Source organism: Zestomonas carbonaria (genome assembly GCF_904061905.1).
In the GTDB taxonomy this organism is placed as follows: Bacteria; Pseudomonadota; Gammaproteobacteria; order Pseudomonadales; family Pseudomonadaceae; genus Aquipseudomonas; species Aquipseudomonas carbonaria.
This window is the reverse complement of the sequence record NZ_CAJFCI010000039.1, coordinates 67,880-91,277: the sequence shown is the minus strand read 5'-3', so window position 1 is coordinate 91,277 and position 23,398 is coordinate 67,880. Positions and strand designations below refer to the sequence as shown.

The window sequence follows — 23,398 nt, the reverse complement described above, 5'->3', positions numbered from 1 at the left end:
CGGCCGACCGGCGCGACCCGGCCCCCTCGGCTATAGTTGCCAGCCTCCGCAACCCCCATTCCGGGAGCCTGTCATGCCGTACAAGGGATTGTTTCTGGCCCTTGCGCTCGCCTTCCTGAGCGCCTGCGATTCTTCCACCCCCGAAGCACCGAAAACCGCCACCCCGGCACCTGCCGCCGAACAGCAGAAGCGTCCCGCGGCCGATGCCAAGGCCCTGGCGCAGCGCTACGCCGGCCGCGAGCTGGAGGTGGTGGACGTCTCGGAAATCCAGGTCGACGGCGCCAGCGCGCTGTCGGTGAGCTTCTCGGTGCCGCTCGACCCGGACCAGTCCCTGGCCGACCGGCTGCACCTGGTGGACAGCAAGGACGGCAAGGTGGATGGCGCCTGGGAGCTGTCCGACAGCCTGATGGAAGTGCGCCTGCGCCACCTGGAGCCGCGCCGCAAGCTGGTGTTCACCGCCGACGCCGGGCTGCGCGCGGTGAACGGCGCGACCCTGGCCAAGGAGCATGTCGCCCGTCTCACCACCCGCGACTTGCAGGCCACGGTCGGCTTCGCCAGCCGTGGTTCGCTGCTGCCGACCCGGCTGGCCGAAGGGCTGCCGGTGATCGCCCTGAACGTCGACAAGGTCAACGTCGAGTTCTTCCGCATCAAGCCGCAGGCGCTGCCGGCCTTCCTCAGCCGCTGGGGGCGTGCCAGCAGCCTGGACACCTGGGAAGCCCGCGATCTGCTGCCGATGGCCGAGCTGGTCTACGGCGGCCGCTTCGACCTGAACCCGGCACGCAACACCCGCGAGACCCTGCTGCTGCCGATCGGCGGCATCGACCCGCTGAAGCAGCCGGGCGTCTACCTGGCGGTGATGCGCGAGGCCGGCAGCTACGCCTACACGCAGCCGGCGACGCTGTTCACCCTGAGCGACATCGGCCTGTCCGTGCACCGCTACCGCGACCGCCTCGACGTGTTCGCCCAGGCCCTGGAAGGTGGCAAGGCGCTGGCCGACATCGAGCTGGAACTGCTCGACAGCAACGGCCGCAGCCTCGGCTCCGGCAAGACCGACAAGGCCGGCCACGCCGAACTGGCGCTGCCGGACAAGGCCGAGGTGCTGCTGGCCCGCAAGGACGGGCAGACCAGCCTGCTGCGCCTGAACACCGCCGCGCTGGACCTGGCCGAATTCGACATCGCCGGGCCTCGGGCACATCCGTTGCAGTTCTTCGTGTTCGGCCCGCGCGACCTCTATCGTCCCGGCGAGACCGTGCTGCTCAATGGCCTGCTGCGCGATGCCGACGGCAAGCCGGTGAAAGCCCAGCCGGTCAACGTCGAAGTGCGCCGCCCGGACGAACAGGTCAGCCGCAAGTTCGTCTGGAGCGCCGACGACAGCGGCCTCTACCAATACCGCCTGGAACTGGCCGGCGAGGCGCCGACCGGCAAGTGGCAACTGCTCTTCGACCTCGGCGACGGCAAGCCGCAGCTCTACGAATTTCTCGTCGAGGACTTCCTGCCCGAACGCCTGGCCCTGGAACTGAAGGGCAGCGACACGCCGTTGCGGCCCGCCGACAACCCGCAGTTCCGGGTGGAAGGCCGCTATCTGTACGGCGCGCCGGCCGCCGGCAACCGCCTCTCCGGCCAGCTCTACGTGCGCCCGCTGCGCGACGCGGTGGCCAGCCTGCCCGGCTACCAGTTCGGCTCGGTGGTCGAAGAAGAGCTGAGCCAGAACCTCGACATCGACGAAACCAGCCTGGACGCCGACGGCAAGGCCACCCTCGACATCGAGAGCAAATGGGCCGAGGCCAGGTCGCCGCTCAAGCTGATCCTCCAGGCCAGCCTGCAGGAGTCCGGCGGCCGGCCGATCACCCGGCGCATCGTCCAGCCGGTATGGCCGGCCGAACGCCTGCCCGGCGTGCGCGGGCTGTTCGACGGCGACTCGGTGGACGCCGACGGCCTCGCCGAGTTCGAACTGCTGGTTGCCGATTCCACAGGCCGCAAGCTGGCCGCCGACGATCTCAAGGTGCGCCTGGTGCGCGAGCGCCGCGACTACTACTGGAACTATTCGGAAAGCGACGGCTGGAGCTACCACTACAACGAGAAGTACCTGCAGCTCAGCGAAGAGACGGTCAAGGTCGCCGAGGGCGGCACCGCCAAGGTGAGCTTCCCGGTCGAGTGGGGCCCGTACCGCGTCGAGGTCGAAGACCCGCGGACCAGGCTGGTCAGCAGCCTGCGCTTCTGGGCCGGCTACCGCTGGCAGGACAACGCCGAGGGCGGCGCGGTGCGTCCCGACCAGGTCAAGCTGGCGCTGGACAAGCCGGCCTACAGGGACGGCGAGACCGCCAGGGTCACCGTAACCCCGCCGACCGCCGGCAACGGCTACCTGCTGGTGGAGTCCAGCGGAGGGCCTCTGTGGTGGCAGGAAATCGAGGTGCCGGCCGAGGGCAAGAGCTTCGACATCCCCATCGCCAAGGACTGGGCGCGCCACGACCTGTACGTCAGCGCCCTGGTGGTCCGTCCTGGCGAGCGCAAGGCCAACGTCACGCCCAAGCGCGCGGTCGGCCTGCTGCACCTGCCGCTCGAACGCGCCGAGCGCAAGCTGGCACTGAGCCTGCTGGCGCCGGAGAAGATGCGTCCCAGGCAGCCGCTCAAGATCCGCGTGCAGGCCCGCGACGCCAGCGGTGCGCCGGCCCGCGAGGCGCGGGTGCTGGTAGCGGCGGTGGACGTCGGCATCCTCAACATCACCGAGTACAAGACGCCCGATCCGTTCGCCAGCCTGTTCGGCCGCAAGGCCTATGGCGCCGACCAACTCGACGTCTACGGCCAGTTGATCGAGGCCGGGCAGGGCCGGTTGGCCAGCCTGGCGTTCGGCGGCGACGCGGCGCTGGCGGCCGGCGGCAAGCGCCCGGACACCAGCGTCACCATCGTCGCCCTGCAAAGCCAGCCGCTGACGCTGGATGCGCAGGGGGAGGGCGAGGTCAGCCTGGACATCCCCGACTTCAACGGCGAACTGCGGCTGATGGCCCAGGTCTGGACGGACGACCGTTTCGGCGTGGCCGAGGCCAAGACCGTGGTCGCCGCGCCGCTGATCGCCGAGCTGTCGGCGCCGCGCTTCCTGGCCGGTGGCGACCGCACCAGCCTGGCGCTGGACCTCAGCAACCTCACGGAGCAGGCGCAGCAACTCGACGTCACTCTGCGCGCGGAAGGCCAACTGGCGCTCGCCGAAGGCAGCGGCGAGCGCCAGGTGCCGATCAGCCTCGAACCTGGCCAGCGCACTACCCTGAAGATCCCGGTGCGCGCCGAGGGCGGCCACGGGACCGGCCGGGTGACGGTCAGCGTCAATGGCCTGGAGCTGCCCGGCGAGAACCTGCCGGCCTATTCGCGCGACTGGCGGATCGGCGTGCGCCCCGCCTATCCGGCGCAGGTCAGGAGTTTCCGCGCGGTGCTCAAGGGCGAGCCCTGGAGCCTGCCCAGCGGCACCCTGGCAGCCTTCGAGCCGGCCGGCCGCGAGGCGCTGCTGAGCGTTTCCAGCCGCCCGCCGCTGAACCTTGCCGAGCAGATTCGTGCGCTCCAGGCCTATCCCTACGGCTGTCTGGAGCAGACCACCAGCGGCCTGTATCCGAGCCTCTACGCCGACGCCGCCAGCCTCAAGCGCCTGGGCATCGAAGGCGAGGCGGACGACAAGCGCCGGCGCAAGATCGAGGTCGGCATCGAACGCCTGCTCGGCATGCAGCGCCACAACGGCAGCTTCGCCCTGTGGAGCGCCGACGGCGACGAGGAATACTGGCTGACCGCCTACGTCACCGACTTCCTGCTGCGCGCCCGCGAACAGGGCTTCGGCGTGCCGGCCGAGGCGCTGAAGAAGGCCAGCGAGCGGCTGCTGCGCTACCTGCAGGAGCGCAACCTGATCGAAGTCGGCTACAGCGACGACGCCAACCACAGCCGCTTCGCCGTGCAGGCCTACGCCGGCTACGTCCTGGCGCGCAGCGAGCAGGCGCCGCTCGGCGCCCTGCGCAGCCTCTACGAGCGCCGCGCCGATGCCAGATCCGGCCTGCCGCTGGTGCAGCTTTCCGTCGCCCTGCGCAAGATGGGCGACCAACCGCGCGCCGACGACGTCCTGGCCGCCGGCCTGGCCCGTACCCGCGAGGGCGAGCGCTGGCTGGGCGACTACGGCAGCCCGCTGCGCGACCAGGCGCTGATCCTCGCCCTGCTGGAGGAACACGACCTCGCCGCGACCCACCGCGAGGAACGCCTGTTCAGCCTCGCCGACGAATTGGCCGGACGCCCCTACCTGTCCACCCAGGAACGCAATGCGCTGTTCCTCGCCGGCCGCGATCTGCTGACCAGGCCCGAACGCGACTGGCGCGCGGAGCTCGGCGTGGCTGGCGAGTCGCGCGAACTCAGCAACGCCGCGCCGGGCGTCAAGCTGGCCGGCGAGTCCCTGGCCGAGCCGTTGACCTTGCGCAACCCCGGCGAGGAGACGCTGTACCAGCGCCTGGACATCTCCGGCTACCCGGTCGAACCGCCCAGGGCCGGCGGCGAGAACCTGGCCATCCGCCGCGAATACCTGGGCCTGGACGGCGAACCGCTGCAGCTCGACGACCTCGCCAGCGGCGAACTGGTGCTGGTGCATATCGCCCTGGAAGCCCGCGAACGCGTGCCGGACGCCCTGGTGGTCGACCTGCTGCCGGCCGGCCTGGAACTGGAAAACCAGAACCTTGCCGGCAGCGCCGCCAGCCTGGAGGACGCCAGCGGCGCGGTGAAGGAGTGGCTGCGCTCGATGCAGAACGCCTCGATCAAGCACCAGGAATACCGCGACGACCGCTACGTCGCCGCCCTGGACCTGAGCGGCTATGCCACCACCCACCTGCTCTACCTGGCCCGCGCCGTCACCCCCGGCAGTTATCGTGTGCCGCCGCCGCAGGTGGAGTCGATGTATCGGCCTAATTGGCAGGCGGTTGGGGAGAGTGTGGGGGAGTTGGTGGTTAGGGAGCGATAGCTGGAATACCCTCTCCCCCGGCCCCTCTCCCGTAAACGGGAGAGGGGTGACGAGGACGACAGCTCGGAGTTTCAATGAACGTTGTCGTATCCTCCGGCTCGGACGGCTCCCTCTCCCATTTATGGGAGAGGGCTGGGGAGAGGGCAAGGAACGAAAGCAAGGAGGCTTTCATGCGCTTGCGCGAAAACGCCAAGCGGCTGCGCAGCAACATGACCGATGCCGAGGCACGGATCTGGTACTACCTGCGCGGCCACCGCTTCATGGGGCTCAAGTTCAGGCGGCAGAAGCCTGTCGGCCCCTACATCGTCGACTTCGTTTGCCTGGAACGCTTTCTGGTCATCGAACTGGATGGCGGGCAGCATCAGGAGCAAGCAGAGCGGGATCGAACGCGCGACCGCTATCTACAGGCGCGCGGCTTCCGGGTGCTGCGGTTCTGGAACCATGAGGTGCTGGGAGAAACGGAGGCTGTTCTGGAGGCGATTCGCCTGGCTGTCAGCCCTCTCCCATAAAGTGTTCCAGCACAATGGGAAGTGATCTTCACCCGGATGCGGCCAGCCCAGTCACCCCTCTCCCGTTTACGGGAGAGGGGTCGGGGGAGAGGGCCGCTGTTCTAGCCAATCAACAAACTCAACATCCACAACCCCACCAACAGCACCACCAACCCGTACACCACCGAGCCACGCAGAAACGCGCGCACCGCGTGGACCAGCAGCAACAGGCCGATGATCAGCGCGAGGATGCTCAGCCAGGTGGGGTCCATGCCCAGCGCGCGGGCCAGGCCGTCGAGGAAGTCGGCGCCGGCGCGGCCGATCTGGGCGAAGAAACCGCCAATTCCCTCGACGATGAAACGGATGATCGCGCCCAGCGTTTCGCCGAGCCATTCGAAAAAGCTTTCTACGCGCATCGTCGGTGTCCTTGAACTCAGGGCCTGTCCTGTTCCATCTTGGGCCGCTCGCGCCCGCCGCGAGTTCCCTCGTCGTTTCGCTGGAGTATTCCATGTCCTGGCAACACCGTCCGGCCAACCGTGCCGACCTGCCGCGCATCGTCGCGATCTACAACTCGACCGTCGCCTCGCGACTGGTCACCGCCGACCTCGAGCCGGTCAGCGTCGAGAGCCGCGAGCGCTGGTTCGCCGAGCACACCGGGCGGCGGCCGATGTGGGTGGTGGAGCGGGATGGCGAGATCGCCGGCTGGCTGAGCTTCTCCGACTTCTACGGCCGCCCGGCCTACGCGCGCACCGCCGAGCTGAGCATCTACCTGGACGAAGCCTTCCGGGGCCAGGGCCTCGGCCGCTACCTGCTGGAGCAGGCCATCGCCATCGCGCCGGAGCTGGAACTGGATACCTTGCTCGGCTTCATCTTCGGCCACAACCTGCCGAGCCTGGGACTGTTCGAGCGCTATGGCTTCCAGCGCTGGGGCGAGCTGCCGCGCGTCGCCGTGCTGGATGGCGTCGAACGCGACCTGGTCATCGTCGGCCGGCGGCTGACGGACTGAGCCGATGAACTGGCGCGCAGGGAGGCGCTGCGTCTGGCGCTGGGGCCGCTGGCCGCTGCTGGCGTTGCTCCTGCTGTGGGCGGCCGATCGCCTGTTTCCGCTGCCCCTGCCGGGCGACGACCTGGCCCGCGTGGTGCTCGCCGAGGACGGCACGCCGCTGTGGCGTTTCGCCGATGCCGACGGCGTGTGGCGCTACCCGGTGACGGCCGACGAGGTGTCGCCGTACTACCTGGAGGCGCTGCTGACCTACGAGGATCGCTGGTTCTACCGGCATCCCGGCGTCAACCCGCTGGCCCTGGCGCGCGCCACCTGGCAGAACCTCAGTGGCGGGCGCGTGCTGTCCGGCGGCAGCACCCTGTCGATGCAGGTGGCGCGGCTGCTCGATCCGCATTCGCGCTCGCTGCCGGGCAAGCTCAAGCAGTTGTGGCGCACCGCGCAACTGGAATGGCACCTCTCCAAGGACGAAATCCTCGCCCTGTACCTGAACCGCGCGCCGTTCGGCGGCACCCTGCAGGGCGTGGCGGCGGCCAGTTGGGCCTACCTCGGCAAGCCGCCGGGGCAGTTGACCCGCAGCGAGGCGGCGTTGCTCGCGGTGCTGCCCCAGGCGCCCAGCCGGCTGCGTCCGGATCGCCATCCCGGACGCGCCCAGGCAGCGCGCGACAAGGTGCTCCAGCGCCTCGCCGCCTTCGAGGTATGGTCGCGGGCGGCGGTGGACGAGGCGCTGGAGGAGCCGGTGCTGCTCGCCCCGCGCCAGGAGCCACGCCTCGCCCCGCTGCTGGCGCGGCGCCTGAACCGCCCCGGCAGCCCGCCGCTGATCCGCACGCTGATCGATGCACCGCTGCAACGTCGCCTGGAGGACCTGCTGCTTGGCTGGCGCGCGCGTCTGCCGGAAGCCACTTCGGCCGGCATCCTGGTGGTCGAGGCGCAGAACATGGCGGTGCGCGCCTACCTCGGTTCGGTCGACATCAACGACGCGCGGCGCTTCGGCCATGTCGACATGGTCCAGGCCCTGCGTTCGCCCGGCTCGACCCTGAAACCCTTCCTCTACGGGATGGCGATGGACGCCGGGCTGATTCATTCCGCGTCGCTGTTGCAGGACGTGCCGCGCCGCTACGGCGACTACCGGCCAGGCAATTTCTCCAGCGGCTTCACCGGCCCGGTGTCGGCCAGCGAGGCGCTGGCCACCTCGCTCAACCTGCCGGCGGTACAGTTGCTGGAAGCCTACGGGCCGAAGCGCTTCGCCGGCGAACTGCGCGGCGCTGGTTTGCCGCTCGCCCTGCCGCCCCTGGCCGAGCCGAACCTGGCGCTGATCCTCGGCGGCGGCGGCGCGCGGCTGGAGGACCTGGTCACCGGCTACAGCGCCTTCGCCCGCGCCGGCAAGACCGCGCGGCCGCGCCTGCAAGCGCAGGACGAATTGCACGAGCGGCGCCTGCTCTCGCCCGGCGCGGCGTGGATCGTGCGGCGCATCCTCAGCGGCCAGTCGCGGCCGGATCGCGACCCGCGCGCGCAACTGGCGCAGCGCCCCAGCCTGGCCTGGAAGACCGGCACCAGCTACGGCTTCCGCGACGCCTGGGCGATTGGCGTCGGTCCGCGCTACCTGATCGGCGTCTGGCTCGGCCGCCCGGACGGCACCCCGGTGCCCGGCCAGTTCGGCCTTGCTTCGGCGGCGCCGCTGCTGTTGCAGGTACACGACCTGCTGGTCAACCGCGACGGCCAGCGCGGCATCGCCCAGCCGGTGGACGCGGTACCGGCCGGCATCGGCGTGGCGGCGATCTGCTGGCCGCTCGGCCAGGCGATGCCCAGGAACGATCCCAACTGCCGTCGCCAGCGTTTCGCCTGGACCCTCGACGGCACCGTGCCGCCGACCCTGCCGGCGGCCGACCAGCCGCTCGGCCTGGGGCTGCGGCAGACCGTCTGGCTGAACCCGGCGGGCCTGCGCGTCGCGCCCGGCTGCCCCGATGCCAGCGCCCATGAGCTGGCGTTCTGGCCGGCCGCCCTGGAGCCCTGGCTGCCGCGTCGTGAGCGCCGCGCGGCGCGGCTGCCCGCCATCGACCCGGATTGCCCGGCGCTGGCCGAGCCGCTGCCGGCGCCTCTATCCATCGTCGGCGTGCGCCCCGGCGACCAGTTGCGCCGCCCGGCTTCCAGCGCCGAGCCGTTGCGTCTGCAACTGTCCGCCCTGGGTGGCGGCGGGCGGCGCTGGTGGTTCCTCGACGGCGCGCCGGTAGCCGAGAGCATGGCGGATGCGCCGGTCAGCCAGGCATTGCCGCGCCCGGGCCGCTACCAGTTGAGCGTGCTCGATGAAAGCGGGCAGACCGCGCGGGTGGAGTTCCGGGTTTCCGACTGAGCCGGATCAGCCGGGGATGGCGAGGGTCAGGCGGTTGCGGCCGTCGGCCTTGGCGCGATAGAGGGCGTCGTCGACGCGCTTGAAGAAGGCTTCGGCGCTGTCGTCGCGTTCAGGGTCGAAGCTGCCGACGCCCAGGCTGGCGGTCAGTGTCCGGTGCTGGCCGTGCAGTTCGAAGCCTTCGCTGGCCAGTTCTCCACGGAAGCGTTCCGCCAACTCGTGGGCCTGTTCCAGATGGGTTCCCGGCATCAGCACGCCGAACTCCTCGCCGCCCAGGCGCAGCAGGATGTCGCTGTCGCGGCGGAACACCCGGCGCATGTGCTCGGCGAAGGCGTACAGGCAGGCGTCGCCGCTGGCGTGGCCGAACTCGTCGTTGATGCGCTTGAACAGGTCGATGTCCAGCAGCACCAGCGACAGGGGCGTCCGCTGGCGTCGCGCGCTGGCGACCATGGACGGGAACAGGCCGTTGAACTGCAGTCGGTTGCCCAACTGGGTCAGGGTGTCGGTGCGGCTGAGCTGCTCGAAGCGTTCGCGCTGCTCGATCAGTTGCTGCTTCAGGGCGAGGCTGGCGTGGTACTCGCGATGGCTGCGATTGAGCACCAGCAGCAGGTAGCTGAGGTAGAGCGCCAGGGTCACCAGGACGGCCATCTGCTCGCGCGCTTGCAGGGCGAGCACCGCCAGGCCCGGCAGGTAGAGCAGCAGGAGGGCGGTCACGCAGCGCCGCTTGCGCATGGAGAAGGTGAACGCCATGGCGGTGCTGAAGGCCAGGGTGCTGAGGGTGGCGATCAGCCGCGAGGCTTCGAATTCGGGGCTGTACAGGACCCAGGCGTGCACCAGTCCCCAGCCCAGGGCGGTGATGAAGATCAGGGTCCAGTGGCGGTCTATCCAGTGCCGCAGGTTGGCTTCGTTCTCCTGCACGGGCAGGCAGTGCAGCCAGCGCAATGTCAGCAGCAGGGTGAAGAACAGGCTGCCGGCGATACCGAGGGGCAGCAGCGCGGAGGGTTCGGTGGAGAAGCCCCAGGTCAGCAGCCAGGCCAGCAGATAGTAGATACCGCCCAGGCGCGTGCGGGTCAGGGTGTCCTGGGACTCCCGCCAGAGAGCGAAGTAATCGGATGGAGGGAGACGAGGGTCGGGTGCCATGTGCTGTGATCACAAATTCGGCCGTGTGACAGCATAACGTCGCTCTTGGTGCAATGGAAGCAATGTGCCGGTATTCCGTCGTTTATATATTTCGAGGGCTGCCAGCGTCGAATGTCCCCATCGGTGTCGACCCTGTAGCTGGTACTTTTGTGCGTGTTTGTATTTATTTTTGTATACAACTATAAAGCCGCCGTTCCCGGCGGCCGATAACCCGAGCGCAGGCAATCATTTCCATACGGGACCGACCATGCGCATCTGGCAACGCAGCATCCAATGGCAACTGACCCTCGGCATGGGCGCCGCCCTGCTGATCAGCATCCTCCTCGTCATCGGCATCTACGCCTGGGTGGTCGATCGCCTGGCCGATCGCTACCTGGTGGAGGAGGCCCTGCCGGCGCGGGTGCAGGCGATCCGCAACGATCTGGAGCGGGTGCTTACCGCGCCGATCACCGCCAATGCCTCCATCGCCGGGAACAGCCTGGTGCAGGACTGGCTGGCGGCCGGCGAGGACCCGGCGCGGCGCGACGAGTTCGCCCGTTACCTGGAGGGCGTGCGCGCCCAGCAGAACGCCAGGACCACCTCCATCGCCGCCCTGGCCAGCGGCAACTACACCACCGGCGCGGGGCTGGCGCGCACCATCGACCGCAGCCAGGCGGAGAACCAGTGGTTCTACCGGCTGGTCGACAGCGATCGCGACCGGGTGCTGGAAATCGACATCGACAAGACCACCCGCCTGCCGACTCTGTTCATCAACCAGCGCATCGAGCGGGACGGCAAGACCCTGGGGGTGTCCGGGCTGGGCTACGACCTGGCGGACATGTCGCGGATGATCGGCGAGTTCCGTTTCGGCGAGCGTGGCCAGGTGTTCCTGGTCGACGGCCGGGGCGGGGTCAAGGTGCACCCGGATTCCGCGCTGAGCGGCAGCGCCAGCCTGGACGGACTGATCGGTGCCGATGCCACCCGCCAACTGTTGGTCGGTGATGGCCGGGCGGTGCGCTTCCAGCGCGATGGCGAGGACTTCCTGGCGGTGGCGCAGAAGTTCGCGAGCATCGATTGGCTGCTGGTCAGCGAGGTGCCGGAAGCGGAAATCTACGCCGAGGCGCGCCGCGCGCTGCTGCTCACCAGCCTGGTCGGCGGCGGCGTGGCCCTGCTGTTCCTCGGCCTGGTGGCCTGGCTGGCGCGCGGGCTGGTACGTCCGCTGCGGCAGGTCACCGCCGCGTTGGTGGAGATCGGCGGAGGCGGTGGCGACCTGACCCGCCGCCTCGACGAGTCGCGCGCCGACGAGCTGGGCGACCTGGCGCGTGGTTTCAACCGCTTCCTGGAAAGCCAGCGCAGCCTGATCGGCGAGGTGCTGGCCACCAGTCAGCGCCTGCGCGGCTCGGTCGAGCAGGTCGCCCAGGTGGTGGAGAACACCGCCGGCCGCGCCGGTCGCCAGCGCGAGATGACCGACATGGTGGCCACCGCCGTGCACGAGATGGGCCTGACCGTGCAGGAGATCGCGCGCAACGCCAGCCAGGCCGCGCAAGCCTCGCAGAGCGCGCGCCACGAGGCGTTGCAGGCGCGCCAGGTGGTCGGCGACTCGATCGCCCATATCGAGCGGATGTCCGGCGAGATCGGCGATGCCTCGACGGCGGTCGGCGAGCTGGCCCGGGAAGTGGCCTCCATCGACCAGGTGCTGGCGGTGATCCATGGCATTTCCGAACAGACCAACCTGCTGGCGCTGAACGCCGCCATCGAGGCGGCGCGTGCCGGCGAGCTGGGTCGCGGCTTCGCGGTGGTCGCCGACGAGGTGCGCACCCTGGCCAGCCGCACCCAGGCGTCCACCGGAGAGATCCAGCGGATGATCGAACGGCTGAAGAGCGGAGCCGACAGCGCGGTCGGCTCGATGCAGGCGGGACAGGCGGCCACCGGCACCGGCGTCGAAGCCAGCCAGCGCACCGGCACCTCGCTGGGGGCGATCACCGAGCAGGTCGAGCGGATCAGCGACATGAACACCCAGGTGGCGGCGGCCACCGAAGAGCAGTCGTCGGTCACCGAGGAGATCAACCGCAATGTGCAGGGCATCGCTGACCTGGCCCACGCCACGTCCGCCGACACCGAGCGCTGCCAGGCCGACTGCCGGGCCCTGCGCGCGCTGGCCGACGACCTGGCGCGGCAGATGGGGAGCTTCCGGCTCTAGGCTTGCGGGGGCGACGTCGAGTTGCGGGCGCGGGGCTGTGCCAGGCCGCGTTTGCGGGGGGCGTCATTCAGCCCCGGCGGATCAGCCAGATGCCGCCGACGATCAGGAGCAGTCCGGCGATCTTGCCGAGGCTGATCGGCGCCTCGCGGAAGCCGGCCCAGCCGAAGTGGTCGAGCAGCACGGCCATGCCCAGTTGGCCGGCGATCACCAGCACCATGAACAGCAGGGCGCCGATCCGTGGCCCGGCGAAGGCGGCGGTGACGATGAAGAACACGCCGAGGAAGCCGCCGCACCACTGCCACCAGCTCACCCCGCGCAGCACGCCGAAACCTGGCATCTCGCGTTGCGCCAGCACCACCAGCAACAGGGCCAGGGTGCCGACGGTGAAGGAGATCAAGCCGGCGGCCAACACGCTGGTCAGGTGCTTGGCCAACTGGCCGTTGATCCCGGCCTGCAGCGGCAGGCAGGCGCCGGCGACGAGGGGAAGGGCGAGCAACCACCAGGCGGGGGCGGGCATGGACGGTCTCCAGGCAGAAAAAGGGGCGGCAATTATGCCGCCAGAAGCAGGCTTTTCCGTATACGAAATGCGGAGCATTTCACCGTAGGGTTGGTTGCAGCGCGTCGTCCACGCACCAGCTCGGTTGCCCGGCGCGCAGGCATACGCCGCCGACCCAGCGTTCCGGCGCCTGGCAGTCGAGCCAGTGGCGTTCGCCGGCCAGCACCTGGCGGCCCAGGTCGGTCAGGGACAGCGGGCGTTTCGCCCAGGGTAGCTGGGGCTGCTGCTCGATCAGCAGCGGCGTCGGCGCGTCGATCAGCGGGCGCAGCAGGGCGTGGAGCATCAGGTCGCCCAGCCAGGGCAGTGGCTCGTGGTGCTGCATCAGGTGGGCGAAGACCAGCCCGAAGGTCGGTTCGCCCAGTTCGGCGACGATTCGCAGGCTCAGCCGCTCGGTCAGCGACAGGCCGTCGCGCAGCCCCGGCAGCTCCCGCAACTGGCGGCGTAGCGCCGGGCCGAGCAGCGGCAGGGCGGGTGTCGGTGCATGGGCCAATGCCGCCCAGGCGCGCGGGTCGGCGCTGCTGTAGGCGGCCCAGGCGCAGCGGGCCAGGTCCAGAGCGTCTTCGCCCAGCGCCCGGCGTTGCGGCCACAACCAGGCGAGCAGGTCGGGCGCCAACTGGCCGATGCCGATGAACCGCTCGACACCCGGCACCCGGTCGATCCCGATCAGCTCCAGGCGCGCCGGCGGGCGCCGCAGGCCGGCCAGTATGCGGACCAGGAACAACTGGTCGTAGGCGTCCGCCTCGCACCACAGCACCACTCGCGGATACTCGTGCAGGCGCTCGATCAGGGCGTACTCGCGTCGTTCGTCGGCCAGTACCCGGGCGCGCTCCAGGTCGAAGCTGCGGGCGATGAAGTCGGCGCGCACGGCGAGGAAGTCGTCCAGCGGCAGGTCCGGCACCGGGCCCATCGCCAGCGGGTCGATGAAGGTCTGGAACTCGCCCTGGAAACCGGCCAGGCGCAGGCTGTGGGAAATGTCGTTGCCGCAGCGCAGGTGCAGGGTGCCGGCCTCGTCGTCGGCGACGAAGCCGGGATGGCGCGCGGCGAAGTCGATGGCGTCGATGTGGGTCTTGAGCCTGGGCCAACTGGCGAAGCCCAGTTGCCGGGCGATCAGGCATTGCGCGTCGGCCAGGCGCACGTCGTCCGGCCTGGCGGCGACGCCATGGGCGCGCATGGCCTGCCAGGCATCCGGGGCGTCGGCCTTGAGCCTACGCAGCAATTCCTTGGCGCGCTTGCGTTGCTGTTCGAGGTTGATGCGGCCATCGGTGCAGGCCGAGGCAAAGCGGGTGTGATCGGACATACGAGCCCCTCGTGCGTGGCCTGGTCCGCTGGGAGGCCGGGAGTCGTATGACGGAATCGGCGATGTGCAGCCTGGGCGCAGCCCTTTCCGCGGACGGGTGGCGTGGCGAACGCCGGTCCGCACTATAGCCCACTCGCACCCGTCTGGCACGGGGCCTGGCGGGGTCCGGCTGGCGCTGTGCCCTCGCTGGACTATCTTTAGAAAGGTTAAGACCCCGGCAACGTACCGGGATCACCGCCTGATTCAGGAGACGCACGATGGATATGAACCGTCGGCAATTCTTCAAGGTCTGCGCTGTGGGCCTTGGAGGATCGAGCCTGGCGGCACTGGGAGTGGCACCGCCCACTGCCTTCGCCGACCAGGTCCGCCACTTCAAGCTCGCGCGGACCATCGAGACGCGCAACACCTGCCCCTACTGCTCGGTCGGCTGCGGCCTGATCATGTACAGCCAGGGTGACGGGGCGAAGAACGTCGCGCAGAACATCATCCACATCGAAGGCGACGCCGACCACCCGGTGAACCGTGGCACCCTGTGCCCGAAGGGCGCCGGCCTGCTCGACTTCATCCACAGCCCGAACCGCCTGAAGTACCCCGAGGTGCGCGAGGCCGGCTCGAACGAGTGGAAACGCATCGGCTGGGACGAGGCGCTGGACCGCATCGCCAAGCTGATGAAGGAAGACCGCGACGCCAACTTCATCGAGAAGAACGACGCCGGCCAGACGGTGAACCGCTGGCTGAGCACCGGCTTCCTGGCGGCCTCGGCCTCGTCCAACGAAGCGGGTTACATCACCCACAAGGTGGTGCGTTCCTTCGGGATCCTGGGATTCGACAACCAAGCGCGTGTCTGACACGGCCCGACGGTGGCAAGTCTTGCCCCGACGTTTGGCCGAGGAGCCATGACCAACCACTGGGTCGACATCAAGAACGCCGATCTGATCCTGATCATGGGCGGCAACGCCGCCGAAGCGCACCCGTGCGGGTTCAAGTGGGTCACCGAAGCCAAGGCGCACAACAAGGCGCGGCTGATCGTGGTCGATCCGCGCTTCACCCGTTCCGCCTCGGTGGCGGACTTCTATGCGCCGATCCGCGCCGGGGCCGACATCGCCTTCCTCGGCGGCTTGATCAACTACCTGCTCGAGAACGACAAGATCCAGCACGAGTACGTGCGCAACTACACCGACGTCAGCTTCATCGTGAAGGCCGGCTACGACTTCGAGAACGGCCTGTTCAACGGCTACGACCAGGGCCGGCGCAGCTATCCGGACAAGTCGGACTGGGGCTACGAGCTGGATGAGGACGGCTACGCGCTGACCGACCCGACGCTCACCCACCCGCGCTGCGTGTTCAACCTGATGAAGCGGCACTACAGCCGCTACACCGCGGATATGGTGAGCAGCATCTGCGGCACGCCGAAGGACGCCATGCTCAAGGTCTGGGAAGCCATCGCCGAGACCTCGGCGCCGGGCAAGACCATGACCATCATGTACGCCCTCGGCTGGACCCAGCACTCGGTGGGTTCGCAGATGATCCGCACCGGGGCCATGGTGCAACTGCTGCTCGGCAACATCGGCATGCCCGGTGGCGGCATGAACGCCCTGCGCGGTCACTCCAACATCCAGGGCCTGACCGACCTCGGCCTGCTCTCCAACCTGCTGCCCGGCTACCTGACCCTGCCGGCGGACGGCGAGCAGGACTACGCCGCGTACATCGCCAAGCGCACCACCAAGCCGCTGCGTCCGGGGCAACTGTCCTACTGGCAGAACTACGAGAAGTTCCACGTCAGCCTGATGAAGACCTGGTACGGCAAGAACGCCACGGCGGAGAACAACTGGGGCTACGACTGGCTGCCCAAGCTGGACATCCCCGGCTACGACGTGCTCAAGGTCTTCGACATGATGTACGAGGGCAAGATCAACGGTTACTTCTGCCAGGGCTTCAACCCCATCGCCGCCTTCCCCAACAAGGCCAAGGTCGGTGCCGCCCTGGCCCGGCTCAAGTACCTGGTGATCATGGACCCGCTGGCCACCGACACCTCGGAGTTCTGGCACAACGCCGGCGACTTCAACGATGTCGACCCGGCGAACATCCAGACCACGGTGTTCCGCCTGCCCACCTCCTGCTTCGCCGAGGAGAACGGTTCGCTGGTCAACAGCGGCCGCTGGCTGCAATGGCACTGGAAAGGCGCCGAGCCGCCGGCCGAGGCGCGTACCGACATCGCCATCATGGCCGGTCTGTTCCAGCGCATGCGCGAGATGTACCGCAAGGACGGCGGTGCCTATGCGGAGCCGATCCTCAACCTCGACTGGCCCTACCTGCAACCGGAAGACCCGACGCCGGAAGAGCTGGCCCGCGAGTTCTCCGGCAAGGCCCTGGCCGACCTCACCGACCCGGCCACCGGCGCGCTGCTGGCCAAGGCTGGCGAACAACTGGCCGGTTTCGCCCAGTTGCGCGCCGACGGCAGCACCGCCAGTGGCTGCTGGATCTTCTGCGGCTCGTGGACGGCGCAGGGCAACCAGATGGCGCGGCGCGACAACGCCGACCCCTACGGCATGGGCCAGACCCTCGGCTGGGCCTGGGCGTGGCCGGCCAACCGGCGGATTCTCTACAACCGCGCTTCGGCCGACCCCAGCGGCAAGCCCTGGGACCCCGAGAAGAAACGCCTGGTGTGGTGGAACGGCAAGGCCTGGGCGGGGACCGACGTTCCCGACTTCAAGGCCGACTCGCCGCCGGAAGACGGCATGAGCCCGTTCATCATGAACCCGGAAGGGGTGGCGCGCTTCTTCGCCGTCGACAAGATGGCCGAGGGGCCGTTCCCCGAGCACTACGAACCGTTCGAGACGCCGATCGGCCGCAACCCGCTGCACCCGGACAACCCGCAGGCCACCTGCAACCCGGCGGCGCGGGTGTTCAAGGGCGACATGGACGTGTTCGGCAAGGCCGACGAGTTCCCCTACGTGGCCACCACCTACCGGCTCACCGAGCACTTCCACTACTGGACCAAGCACTGCCGCCTCAACGCGATCACCCAGCCGGAACAGTTCGTCGAGATCGGCGAGGCGCTGGCCAAGGAGCTGGGCATCGTCGCCGGCGAGCGGGTCAAGGTCGCTTCCAACCGTGGCTACATCAAGGCGGTGGCGGTGGTGACCAAGCGCATCATGCCGCTGACGGTGGACGGCAAGACCGTGCACCAGGTCGGCATCCCCATCCACTGGGGCTTCTCCGGCGTGGCGCGCAACGGCTACATCAGCAACACCCTGACTCCCTTCGTCGGCGACGGCAACACGCAGACACCGGAGTTCAAGTCGTTCCTGGTCAACGTGGAAAAGGCATGAGGTGAACCATGAGTAGCCAAGACATCACTGCCCGCTCCGCGACCACCACGCCGATGCCCTCGGTGCGCCGGGTCGACGAGGTGGCCAAGCTCATCGATGTGTCCAAGTGCATCGGCTGCAAGGCCTGCCAGGTCGCCTGCTCGGAATGGAACGAGCTGCGCGACGAAGTCGGCCAGAACCACGGCACCTACGACAGCCCGGCGGACCTCTCCGCGGAGTCGTGGACGCTGATGCGCTTCAGCGAGCACGAGACCGAGGCCGGCACCCTGGAGTGGCTGATCCGCAAGGACGGCTGCATGCACTGCGAGGAGCCCGGCTGCCTGGCGGCCTGTCCGAGCCCCGGGGCGATCGTCAAGTATGCCAACGGCATCGTCGACTTCAACCAGGACAAGTGCATCGGCTGCGGCTACTGCATTGCCGGTTGCCCGTTCGACATCCCGCGCATCTCGCAGAAGGACCACAAGGCCTACAAGTGCACGCTGTGTTCCGACCGCGTCTCGGTGGGCCTGGAGCCGGCCTGCGTGAAGACCTGCCCGACCGGCGCCATCGTGTTCGGCACCAAGGATGCGATGAAGCACCACGCCGAGGAGCGCATCGAGGACCTGAAGTCGCGCGGCTTCGACCAGGCCGGCCTGTACGACCCGCAAGGCGTCGGCGGCACCCACGTGATGTACGTGCTGCACCATGCCGACAAGCCGTCGCTGTATTCCGGCCTGCCGGACGAGCCGGCGATCAGCCCGATGGTCAGCCTGTGGAAGGGCGTCACCAAGCCGCTCGGCCTGCTCGGCATGGGCCTGGTCGCTCTGTTCGGCTTCTTCCACTACGTGCGGGTCGGCCGCAACGTGGTCGAGGAAGACGAGCACGGCCCCGACCCGGCGGTGCGCCAGGTCGATCCGTCGGTGCATGACTATGACCCGCGTGAGCCACGGCCGTAGCGGAGGTCGCATGCAGCGAAACCGTAGGGTGCGCCGTGCGCACCATTTACCGGGAGCCGGCATGGTGTATCGCCAGGGCACGCGCAAACACCCTCTCCCCTCGGGAGAGGGCTGGGGTGAGGGGCCGACCTCTCGTGAACCCCACAGCATCAGGAGTCCACGATGAACAAAGACATCCAGCGCTACACCGCCTCCGAGCGGAGCAACCACTGGGCGGTGGCCATCCTCTTCGTGCTCGCCGCGCTGTCCGGCCTGGCGCTGTTCCACCCGGCGCTGTTCTGGCTCAGCCACCTGTTCGGCGGCGGACCGTGGACGCGCATCCTGCACCCGTTCCTCGGCCTGGGCATGTTCCTGTTCTTCCTCTGGCTGGCCATGCGCTTCGCCCATCACAACTGGATCGAGCGCCGCGACCTGCAATGGCTCAAGCAGTGGCGCGACGTGGTCAACAACCGCGAGGAAAAGCTGCCGGAAGTCGGCCGCTACAACGCCGGCCAGAAACTGCTGTTCTGGGTCCTGCTGCTGAGCATGCTGGTGCTGCTGGTGACCGGCTTCATCATCTGGCGCCAGTACTTCAGCCACCTGTTCGGCATCGACATCATCCGCCTTGCCGCGCTGCTGCATGCCTTCGCCGCCTGGGTGCTGATCTGCAGCATCATCGTCCACATCTACGCCGGCTTCTGGGTCAAAGGCTCGATGGGCGCGATGCTCTCCGGCTGGGTCAGCCGTGGCTGGGCGCGCAAGCACCATGGCGGCTGGCTGAAGGACGTGAGCAAGGGACGCGAACCGTAGGTTTTTGGTTTCCCCAATACACAACGCAAGGAGTCCTGCGTGTCAGGCACCACCATTCTCGAACCCGGGCAGATCGAAGCCGCCGCCAACATCCCGCCCTTCATCCTGCTGCCGCCGGCCGACCTGTTCGCCCGCCGCGCCGAGCGCCTGCGGCAACTGGCCGAAGGGCATCCGCTGGGAGACTACCTGCGCCTGATCGCCAGGCTCTGCGATGCCCAGCAACGGCTGCTCGACACACCGCCGCGACTGCCGTCCCCGGACCCTGACGCGCTGGCGCGCAGCCTCGAGCACGGCATGCCGCCGCTGGCCTACGACGGACCCGTGCGCGAAGACGCCTGGCTGGGGCTGCTCGACCAACTGCTGGATGAGCTCGAACCCGGCGCCAGCCCGGCGGTGGCGGACGCCCTGGCCCGACTGCGGCAAGCCGATCCCGGCCAGCGCAAGGCCTGGGCCATCGCCCTGCTCAGCGGCCAGTTCGACCTGCTGCCGGCGGCGCTGGTGCCTTTCCTCGGCGCGGCCCTGCAAGTCGCCTTCAGCCACCTGCTCCTGGCCCTGCCGCAAGGGCTGCTGGTGGAGAGCGAGTCGCAGACCCTGTGCCCGGCCTGCGGTTCGCCGCCGGTGGCCGGGGTCATCCACCATCGCGGCAAGCACAACGGCCTGCGCTACCTGGCCTGCTCGCTGTGCTCCTGCCAATGGCACTACGTGCGGGTCAAATGCAGCTATTGCCAGGAGAGCAAGCAACTCGCCTACCTGTCGCTGGAGCGCGACGACCGCGCCGCCGAGCAGGCGCCGCTGCGCGCCGAGGCCTGCCCCAACTGCCAGGGCTATCTCAAGCAGTTCTACCGCGAGCACGCGCCAGAAGCCGAAGCACAGGCCGACGACCTGGCCAGTCTGGCGCTCGACCTGCTGCTGGCCGAAGAGGGCTACCTGCGCCGCGCGCCGAACCTGCTGCTGGCGCCCGGTGGAGAAGACTGAAGCGCCATTGCCTACACTGACAAACGGTCCATCGTCGCGAGGTTCGTGCCTTGACCGCCATTCGCTTGCCCTCCATCGACCGCCTGCTGCGCAGCCCGGCCTGCCAGCCCTTGCAACAGCGCTACGGCCGCGAGGCCCTGCTGAAAACCCTGCGCGACCTGCTCGACGAACTGCGCGAGCCGGTGCGTCACGGCCAGCTCGCCGAGGTCGAGCTGAGCGACGCGGTGCTCGCCGGTCGCGCCGGCGAACGCCTGGCCGCCCACCACGCCAGCCGGGTGCGGCGGGTCTTCAACCTCACCGGCACGGTGCTGCACACCAACCTCGGCCGCGCGCTGCTGCCGGACGAAGCCATCGAGGCGATCACCCTGGCCGCGCGCTATCCGTTGAACCTGGAGTTCGACCTGGCCAGCGGCAAGCGCGGCGACCGCGACGACCTGATCACCGGCCTGATCCGCGAGCTGACCGGCGCCGAGGCGGTCACCGTGGTCAACAACAACGCTGCCGCCGTGCTGCTGGCGCTCAACAGCCTGGGCGCGCGCAAGGAAGGCGTCATCTCGCGCGGCGAACTGATCGAGATCGGCGGCGCCTTCCGCATTCCCGACATCATGGCCCGCGCCGGCGTGAAACTGGTCGAGGTGGGCACCACCAACCGCACCCACGCCAAGGATTACGAAGCCGCCATCGGCCCGCGCACCGGCCTGCTGATGCGCGTGCACACCAGCAACTACAGCGTGCAGGGCTTCACCGCCAGCGTGGCGACCCGCGACCTGGCCGGCATCGCCCATGCCCACGGCCTGCCGCTGCTGGAAGACCTCGGCAGCGGCACCCTGGTCGACCTCACCCGCTGGGGCCTGCCCAAGGAACCGACCGTGCAGGAAGCCCTGGCCGACGGCGCCGACATCGTCACCTTCAGCGGCGACAAGCTGCTCGGCGGTCCGCAGGCAGGGCTGATCCTCGGTAGCAAGGAGCTGATCGCCAGGATCAAGAAGAACCCGCTCAAGCGCGCCCTGCGTGTCGACAAGCTGACCCTGGCGGCGCTGGAAGCGGTGCTCAACCTCTACCGCGACCCCGACCGGCTGGCCGAGCGGCTGACCACCCTGCGCCTGCTCAGCCGTCCGCAGGCGGACATCCGCGCCCAGGCCGAGCGCCTTGCTCCACTGCTGGCCGCACAACTCGGCGAGGGCTGGCAGGTCGGCGCCGAGAACGCCCTGGGCATGATCGGCAGCGGCGCCCAGCCGGTGGCACGCCTGCCCAGCGCCGCGCTCTGCATTCGTCCGTTGCAACCCAGGCGGTTGCGGGGCAGGGCGCTGCGACAACTGGAAGAATGCCTGCGCACCCTGCCGATCCCGGTGCTCGGTCGCCTCGACGACGACGCCTTGTGGCTCGACCTGCGCCAGCTCGACGACGAGCCGGCGTTCCTTGCCCAGTTGCCGCTGCTGACGGAGGCCGGGATTTGATCGTCGGCACCGCTGGGCACATCGACCACGGCAAGACCGCGCTGCTGCGCGCATTCACCGGCATCGAGGGCGACCGCCGCCCGGCCGAGCGGGCGCGTGGCATCACCATCGACCTCGGCTACCTCTACGCCGACCTCGGCGATGGCCAGCTCACCGGCTTCATCGACGTACCCGGCCACGAGCGCTTCGTCCACAACATGCTGGCCGGCGCCTGCGGCATCGACCTGGTGCTGCTGGTGGTGGCCGCCGACGACGGTGTGATGCCGCAGACCCGCGAGCACCTGGCGATCGTCGAACTGCTCGGCATCCCGCGCGCGCTGGTGGCGCTGAGCAAATGCGACCGCGCCACGCCGCAGCGGGTGGACGAAGTGCGCGAACAGATCGCCGCGCTGCTGGCCAACGGACCGCTGGCCGGGGCGCCGATCCACCCGCTGTCGAGCCTGACGGGCGAGGGGGTCGATGCCCTGCGCGCGGCGTTGCTGGAAGAAGCGTGGGTACTGGAGGCCCGGAGTGCCGAAGGGCATTTTCGCCTGGCGGTGGATCGCGCCTTCAGCGTTTCCGGCGCCGGCGTGGTGGCCACCGGGACCGCTTTCGCCGGCGAGGTGCGGATCGGCGACGAACTGCTGCTCAGCCCCTCCGGCCAACGGGTGCGGGTGCGTGGCCTGCACGCGCAGAACCGCGTCGCCGAGACCGCCCGGGCCGGCCAGCGGGTGGCGCTGAACATCGCCGGCGAACGCCTGTCGGTGGAGCGCATCCGGCGCGGCGACTGGCTGCTGGCGCCGGTACTGCACGCACCGACCACGCGCCTCGACATCGACCTGCACCTGCTGCCGGGCGAAGCGCGCGAACTGGCGCACTGGACGCCCGTGCACGTCCACCTCGGCGCCCAGGACGTCACCGCCCGCGTCGCCTTGCTCGAAGGCGAGCGCCTGGCGCCGGGCGAGCGCGGCTTCGCCCAACTGCTGCTCAACGCCCCGGCCCACGCGGTGCACGGCGATCGACTGGTGCTGCGCGACCAGTCGGCGCAACGCACCCTGGGCGGCGGCCGGGTGCTCGACCCCTTCGCCCCGGCCAGGGATCGGCGCAGCCCGACGCGCCTGACGCAACTGGCGGCCCTGCGCGAGTCCAGCCTGGAAGCGGCGCTGCCGGTGCTGCTGGAAACCGCCACCAACGGTCTCGATCCGAACGTGCTGGAGCGCCAGTTCAACCGTGCGCCGAGCACCTGGCGACTGCCGGAAGGCGTCCTCGAAATCACCACCCGCCTGGGGGCACGGCTATTCGCCACGGAACGCTGGGAAGCCCTGGGAACCGAGTTGCTGGCGGCACTGGCGCGTTTCCACACCGAACAGCCCGACGAACTCGGCCCCGACCGCGACCGCCTGCGCCGCTACGCCCTGCCGCAACTGGAGCGGCCGGTGTTCATCGCCCTGCTGGAACAGGCGCTGGCCGCCGGCGACATCCAGGCCAGCGGCCCCTGGCTGCACCTGCCCGACCACCAGGTACAACTCAACGCCGCCGACGAAGCATTGAGGACGCGCCTCTGGCCGCTACTGGAAGCCGGCGCCTTCGACCCACCCTGGGTCCGCGACCTGGCCCGCGAGTTGAAGGCCGACGAAGCCGCCGTGCGACTGCTGCTACGCAAACTGGCGCGCCTCGGCCTGCTGCACCAGGTGGTCAAGGACCTGTTCTACCCGGATGCGACCATCCGCCAATTGGCCGCGCAGGTCCTGCGATTGCAGGATGAGGAAGGCGTCATCCGCACCGCCGCTTTCCGCGACCGCATCGCCATCGGCCGCAAGCGCGGCATCCAGATACTCGAATATTTCGACCGCATCGGCTTTACTCGCCGACACGGCAACGAACGCAAGGTCAGGACCGACTCGGCGCTGGCGATGATGAACCCCGGCGATCCCTGACCGGACAAC

15 protein-coding genes are annotated in these 23,398 nt (G+C 69.2%); 11 read left to right on the top strand and 4 right to left on the bottom strand.

Going from position 1 to position 23,398, the window contains the following annotated elements; all coding sequences use genetic code 11:
- Positions 1-73 precede the first annotated feature (73 nt).
- Both PSEWESI4_RS09740 and PSEWESI4_RS09735 read left to right on the top strand, forming a co-directional pair.
- The gene (locus PSEWESI4_RS09740) at positions 74-4,978 is read left to right on the top strand and encodes an alpha-2-macroglobulin family protein (protein WP_187671006.1); all 4,905 of its coding nucleotides are present in this window, start codon (positions 74-76) and stop codon (positions 4,976-4,978) included.
- A gap of 170 nt (positions 4,979-5,148) precedes the next feature.
- A complete protein-coding gene (locus tag PSEWESI4_RS09735; RefSeq protein ID WP_187671005.1) occupies positions 5,149-5,487 on the top strand; it encodes an endonuclease domain-containing protein in 339 nt (112 codons plus the stop codon).
- 101 nt (positions 5,488-5,588) lie between these two features.
- Here PSEWESI4_RS09735 and PSEWESI4_RS09730 read toward each other — a convergent pair whose 3' ends face one another.
- A complete protein-coding gene (locus PSEWESI4_RS09730; RefSeq protein WP_187671004.1) occupies positions 5,589-5,882 on the bottom strand; it encodes a hypothetical protein in 294 nt (97 codons plus the stop codon).
- 92 nt (positions 5,883-5,974) lie between these two features.
- Between PSEWESI4_RS09730 and PSEWESI4_RS09725 the strand changes: the two genes are divergently transcribed.
- Entirely contained in the window at positions 5,975-6,472 is a 498-nt protein-coding gene (locus PSEWESI4_RS09725; RefSeq protein ID WP_187671003.1) for a GNAT family N-acetyltransferase, read from the top strand.
- A gap of 4 nt (positions 6,473-6,476) precedes the next feature.
- Positions 6,477-8,816, top strand: a complete 2,340-nt coding sequence (gene pbpC / locus PSEWESI4_RS09720) for a peptidoglycan glycosyltransferase PbpC (protein WP_187671002.1) — start codon at positions 6,477-6,479, stop codon at positions 8,814-8,816.
- A gap of 6 nt (positions 8,817-8,822) precedes the next feature.
- Here pbpC and PSEWESI4_RS09715 read toward each other — a convergent pair whose 3' ends face one another.
- Positions 8,823-9,953 carry a GGDEF domain-containing protein gene (locus PSEWESI4_RS09715; protein ID WP_187671001.1) on the bottom strand — a complete coding sequence of 377 codons (1,131 nt, stop codon included), beginning with the start codon at positions 9,951-9,953 and terminating at the stop codon, positions 8,823-8,825.
- A 247-nt stretch (positions 9,954-10,200) separates the two neighbouring features.
- Between PSEWESI4_RS09715 and PSEWESI4_RS25555 the strand changes: the two genes are divergently transcribed.
- Positions 10,201-12,132 (top strand): methyl-accepting chemotaxis protein, encoded by a 1,932-nt coding sequence (locus PSEWESI4_RS25555; protein ID WP_187671000.1) that lies wholly within the window; start codon positions 10,201-10,203, stop codon positions 12,130-12,132.
- A 67-nt stretch (positions 12,133-12,199) separates the two neighbouring features.
- Here the strand turns inward: PSEWESI4_RS25555 and PSEWESI4_RS09705 are convergent, their stop codons facing one another.
- Together PSEWESI4_RS09705 and PSEWESI4_RS09700 are read right to left on the bottom strand one after the other, a co-directional pair.
- On the bottom strand, positions 12,200-12,649 hold the full coding sequence (locus PSEWESI4_RS09705; RefSeq protein WP_187670999.1) for a DMT family transporter: 450 nt from the start codon (positions 12,647-12,649) through the stop codon (positions 12,200-12,202).
- Positions 12,650-12,728: 79 nt separating this feature from the next.
- Positions 12,729-13,985 carry a DUF1835 domain-containing protein gene (locus PSEWESI4_RS09700; protein ID WP_187670998.1) on the bottom strand — a complete coding sequence of 419 codons (1,257 nt, stop codon included), beginning with the start codon at positions 13,983-13,985 and terminating at the stop codon, positions 12,729-12,731.
- Positions 13,986-14,242: 257 nt separating this feature from the next.
- On the opposite strand from PSEWESI4_RS09700, the gene fdnG reads away from it, so the two are divergent.
- From fdnG to selB, 6 genes are all read left to right on the top strand, one after another.
- On the top strand, positions 14,243-17,317 hold the full coding sequence (fdnG, locus tag PSEWESI4_RS09695) for a formate dehydrogenase-N subunit alpha (RefSeq protein ID WP_187670997.1): 3,075 nt from the start codon (positions 14,243-14,245) through the stop codon (positions 17,315-17,317).
- 8 nt (positions 17,318-17,325) lie between these two features.
- Positions 17,326-18,252, top strand: a complete 927-nt coding sequence (gene fdxH / locus PSEWESI4_RS09690) for a formate dehydrogenase subunit beta (RefSeq protein WP_187670996.1) — start codon at positions 17,326-17,328, stop codon at positions 18,250-18,252.
- 162 nt (positions 18,253-18,414) lie between these two features.
- The gene (locus tag PSEWESI4_RS09685; protein WP_187670995.1) at positions 18,415-19,041 is read left to right on the top strand and encodes a formate dehydrogenase subunit gamma; all 627 of its coding nucleotides are present in this window, start codon (positions 18,415-18,417) and stop codon (positions 19,039-19,041) included.
- Positions 19,042-19,080: 39 nt separating this feature from the next.
- Positions 19,081-20,016, top strand: a complete 936-nt coding sequence (fdhE, locus tag PSEWESI4_RS09680) for a formate dehydrogenase accessory protein FdhE (protein WP_187670994.1) — start codon at positions 19,081-19,083, stop codon at positions 20,014-20,016.
- 50 nt (positions 20,017-20,066) lie between these two features.
- The gene (gene selA / locus PSEWESI4_RS09675) at positions 20,067-21,473 is read left to right on the top strand and encodes an L-seryl-tRNA(Sec) selenium transferase (RefSeq protein ID WP_187670993.1); all 1,407 of its coding nucleotides are present in this window, start codon (positions 20,067-20,069) and stop codon (positions 21,471-21,473) included.
- Entirely contained in the window at positions 21,470-23,389 is a 1,920-nt protein-coding gene (gene selB / locus PSEWESI4_RS09670; protein WP_187670992.1) for a selenocysteine-specific translation elongation factor, read from the top strand. Before selA ends, selB begins: the two co-directional genes overlap by 4 nt.
- Positions 23,390-23,398 lie beyond the last annotated feature (9 nt).

Excerpts from the sequence above, each read along its gene's own strand:
- PSEWESI4_RS09740 (WP_187671006.1), top strand. The coding sequence starts at position 74 with ATGCCGTACAAGGGATTGTTTCTGGCCCTTGCGCTCGCCTTCCTGAGC.
- PSEWESI4_RS09735 (WP_187671005.1), top strand. The coding sequence starts at position 5,149 with ATGCGCTTGCGCGAAAACGCCAAGCGGCTGCGCAGCAACATGACCGAT.
- PSEWESI4_RS09730 (WP_187671004.1), bottom strand. The coding sequence starts at position 5,882 with ATGCGCGTAGAAAGCTTTTTCGAATGGCTCGGCGAAACGCTGGGCGCG.
- PSEWESI4_RS09725 (WP_187671003.1), top strand. The coding sequence starts at position 5,975 with ATGTCCTGGCAACACCGTCCGGCCAACCGTGCCGACCTGCCGCGCATC.
- pbpC (WP_187671002.1), top strand. The coding sequence starts at position 6,477 with ATGAACTGGCGCGCAGGGAGGCGCTGCGTCTGGCGCTGGGGCCGCTGG.
- PSEWESI4_RS09715 (WP_187671001.1), bottom strand. The coding sequence starts at position 9,953 with ATGGCACCCGACCCTCGTCTCCCTCCATCCGATTACTTCGCTCTCTGG.
- PSEWESI4_RS25555 (WP_187671000.1), top strand. The coding sequence starts at position 10,201 with ATGCGCATCTGGCAACGCAGCATCCAATGGCAACTGACCCTCGGCATG.
- PSEWESI4_RS09705 (WP_187670999.1), bottom strand. The coding sequence starts at position 12,649 with ATGCCCGCCCCCGCCTGGTGGTTGCTCGCCCTTCCCCTCGTCGCCGGC.
- PSEWESI4_RS09700 (WP_187670998.1), bottom strand. The coding sequence starts at position 13,985 with ATGTCCGATCACACCCGCTTTGCCTCGGCCTGCACCGATGGCCGCATC.
- fdxH (WP_187670996.1), top strand. The coding sequence starts at position 17,326 with ATGAGTAGCCAAGACATCACTGCCCGCTCCGCGACCACCACGCCGATG.
- PSEWESI4_RS09685 (WP_187670995.1), top strand. The coding sequence starts at position 18,415 with ATGAACAAAGACATCCAGCGCTACACCGCCTCCGAGCGGAGCAACCAC.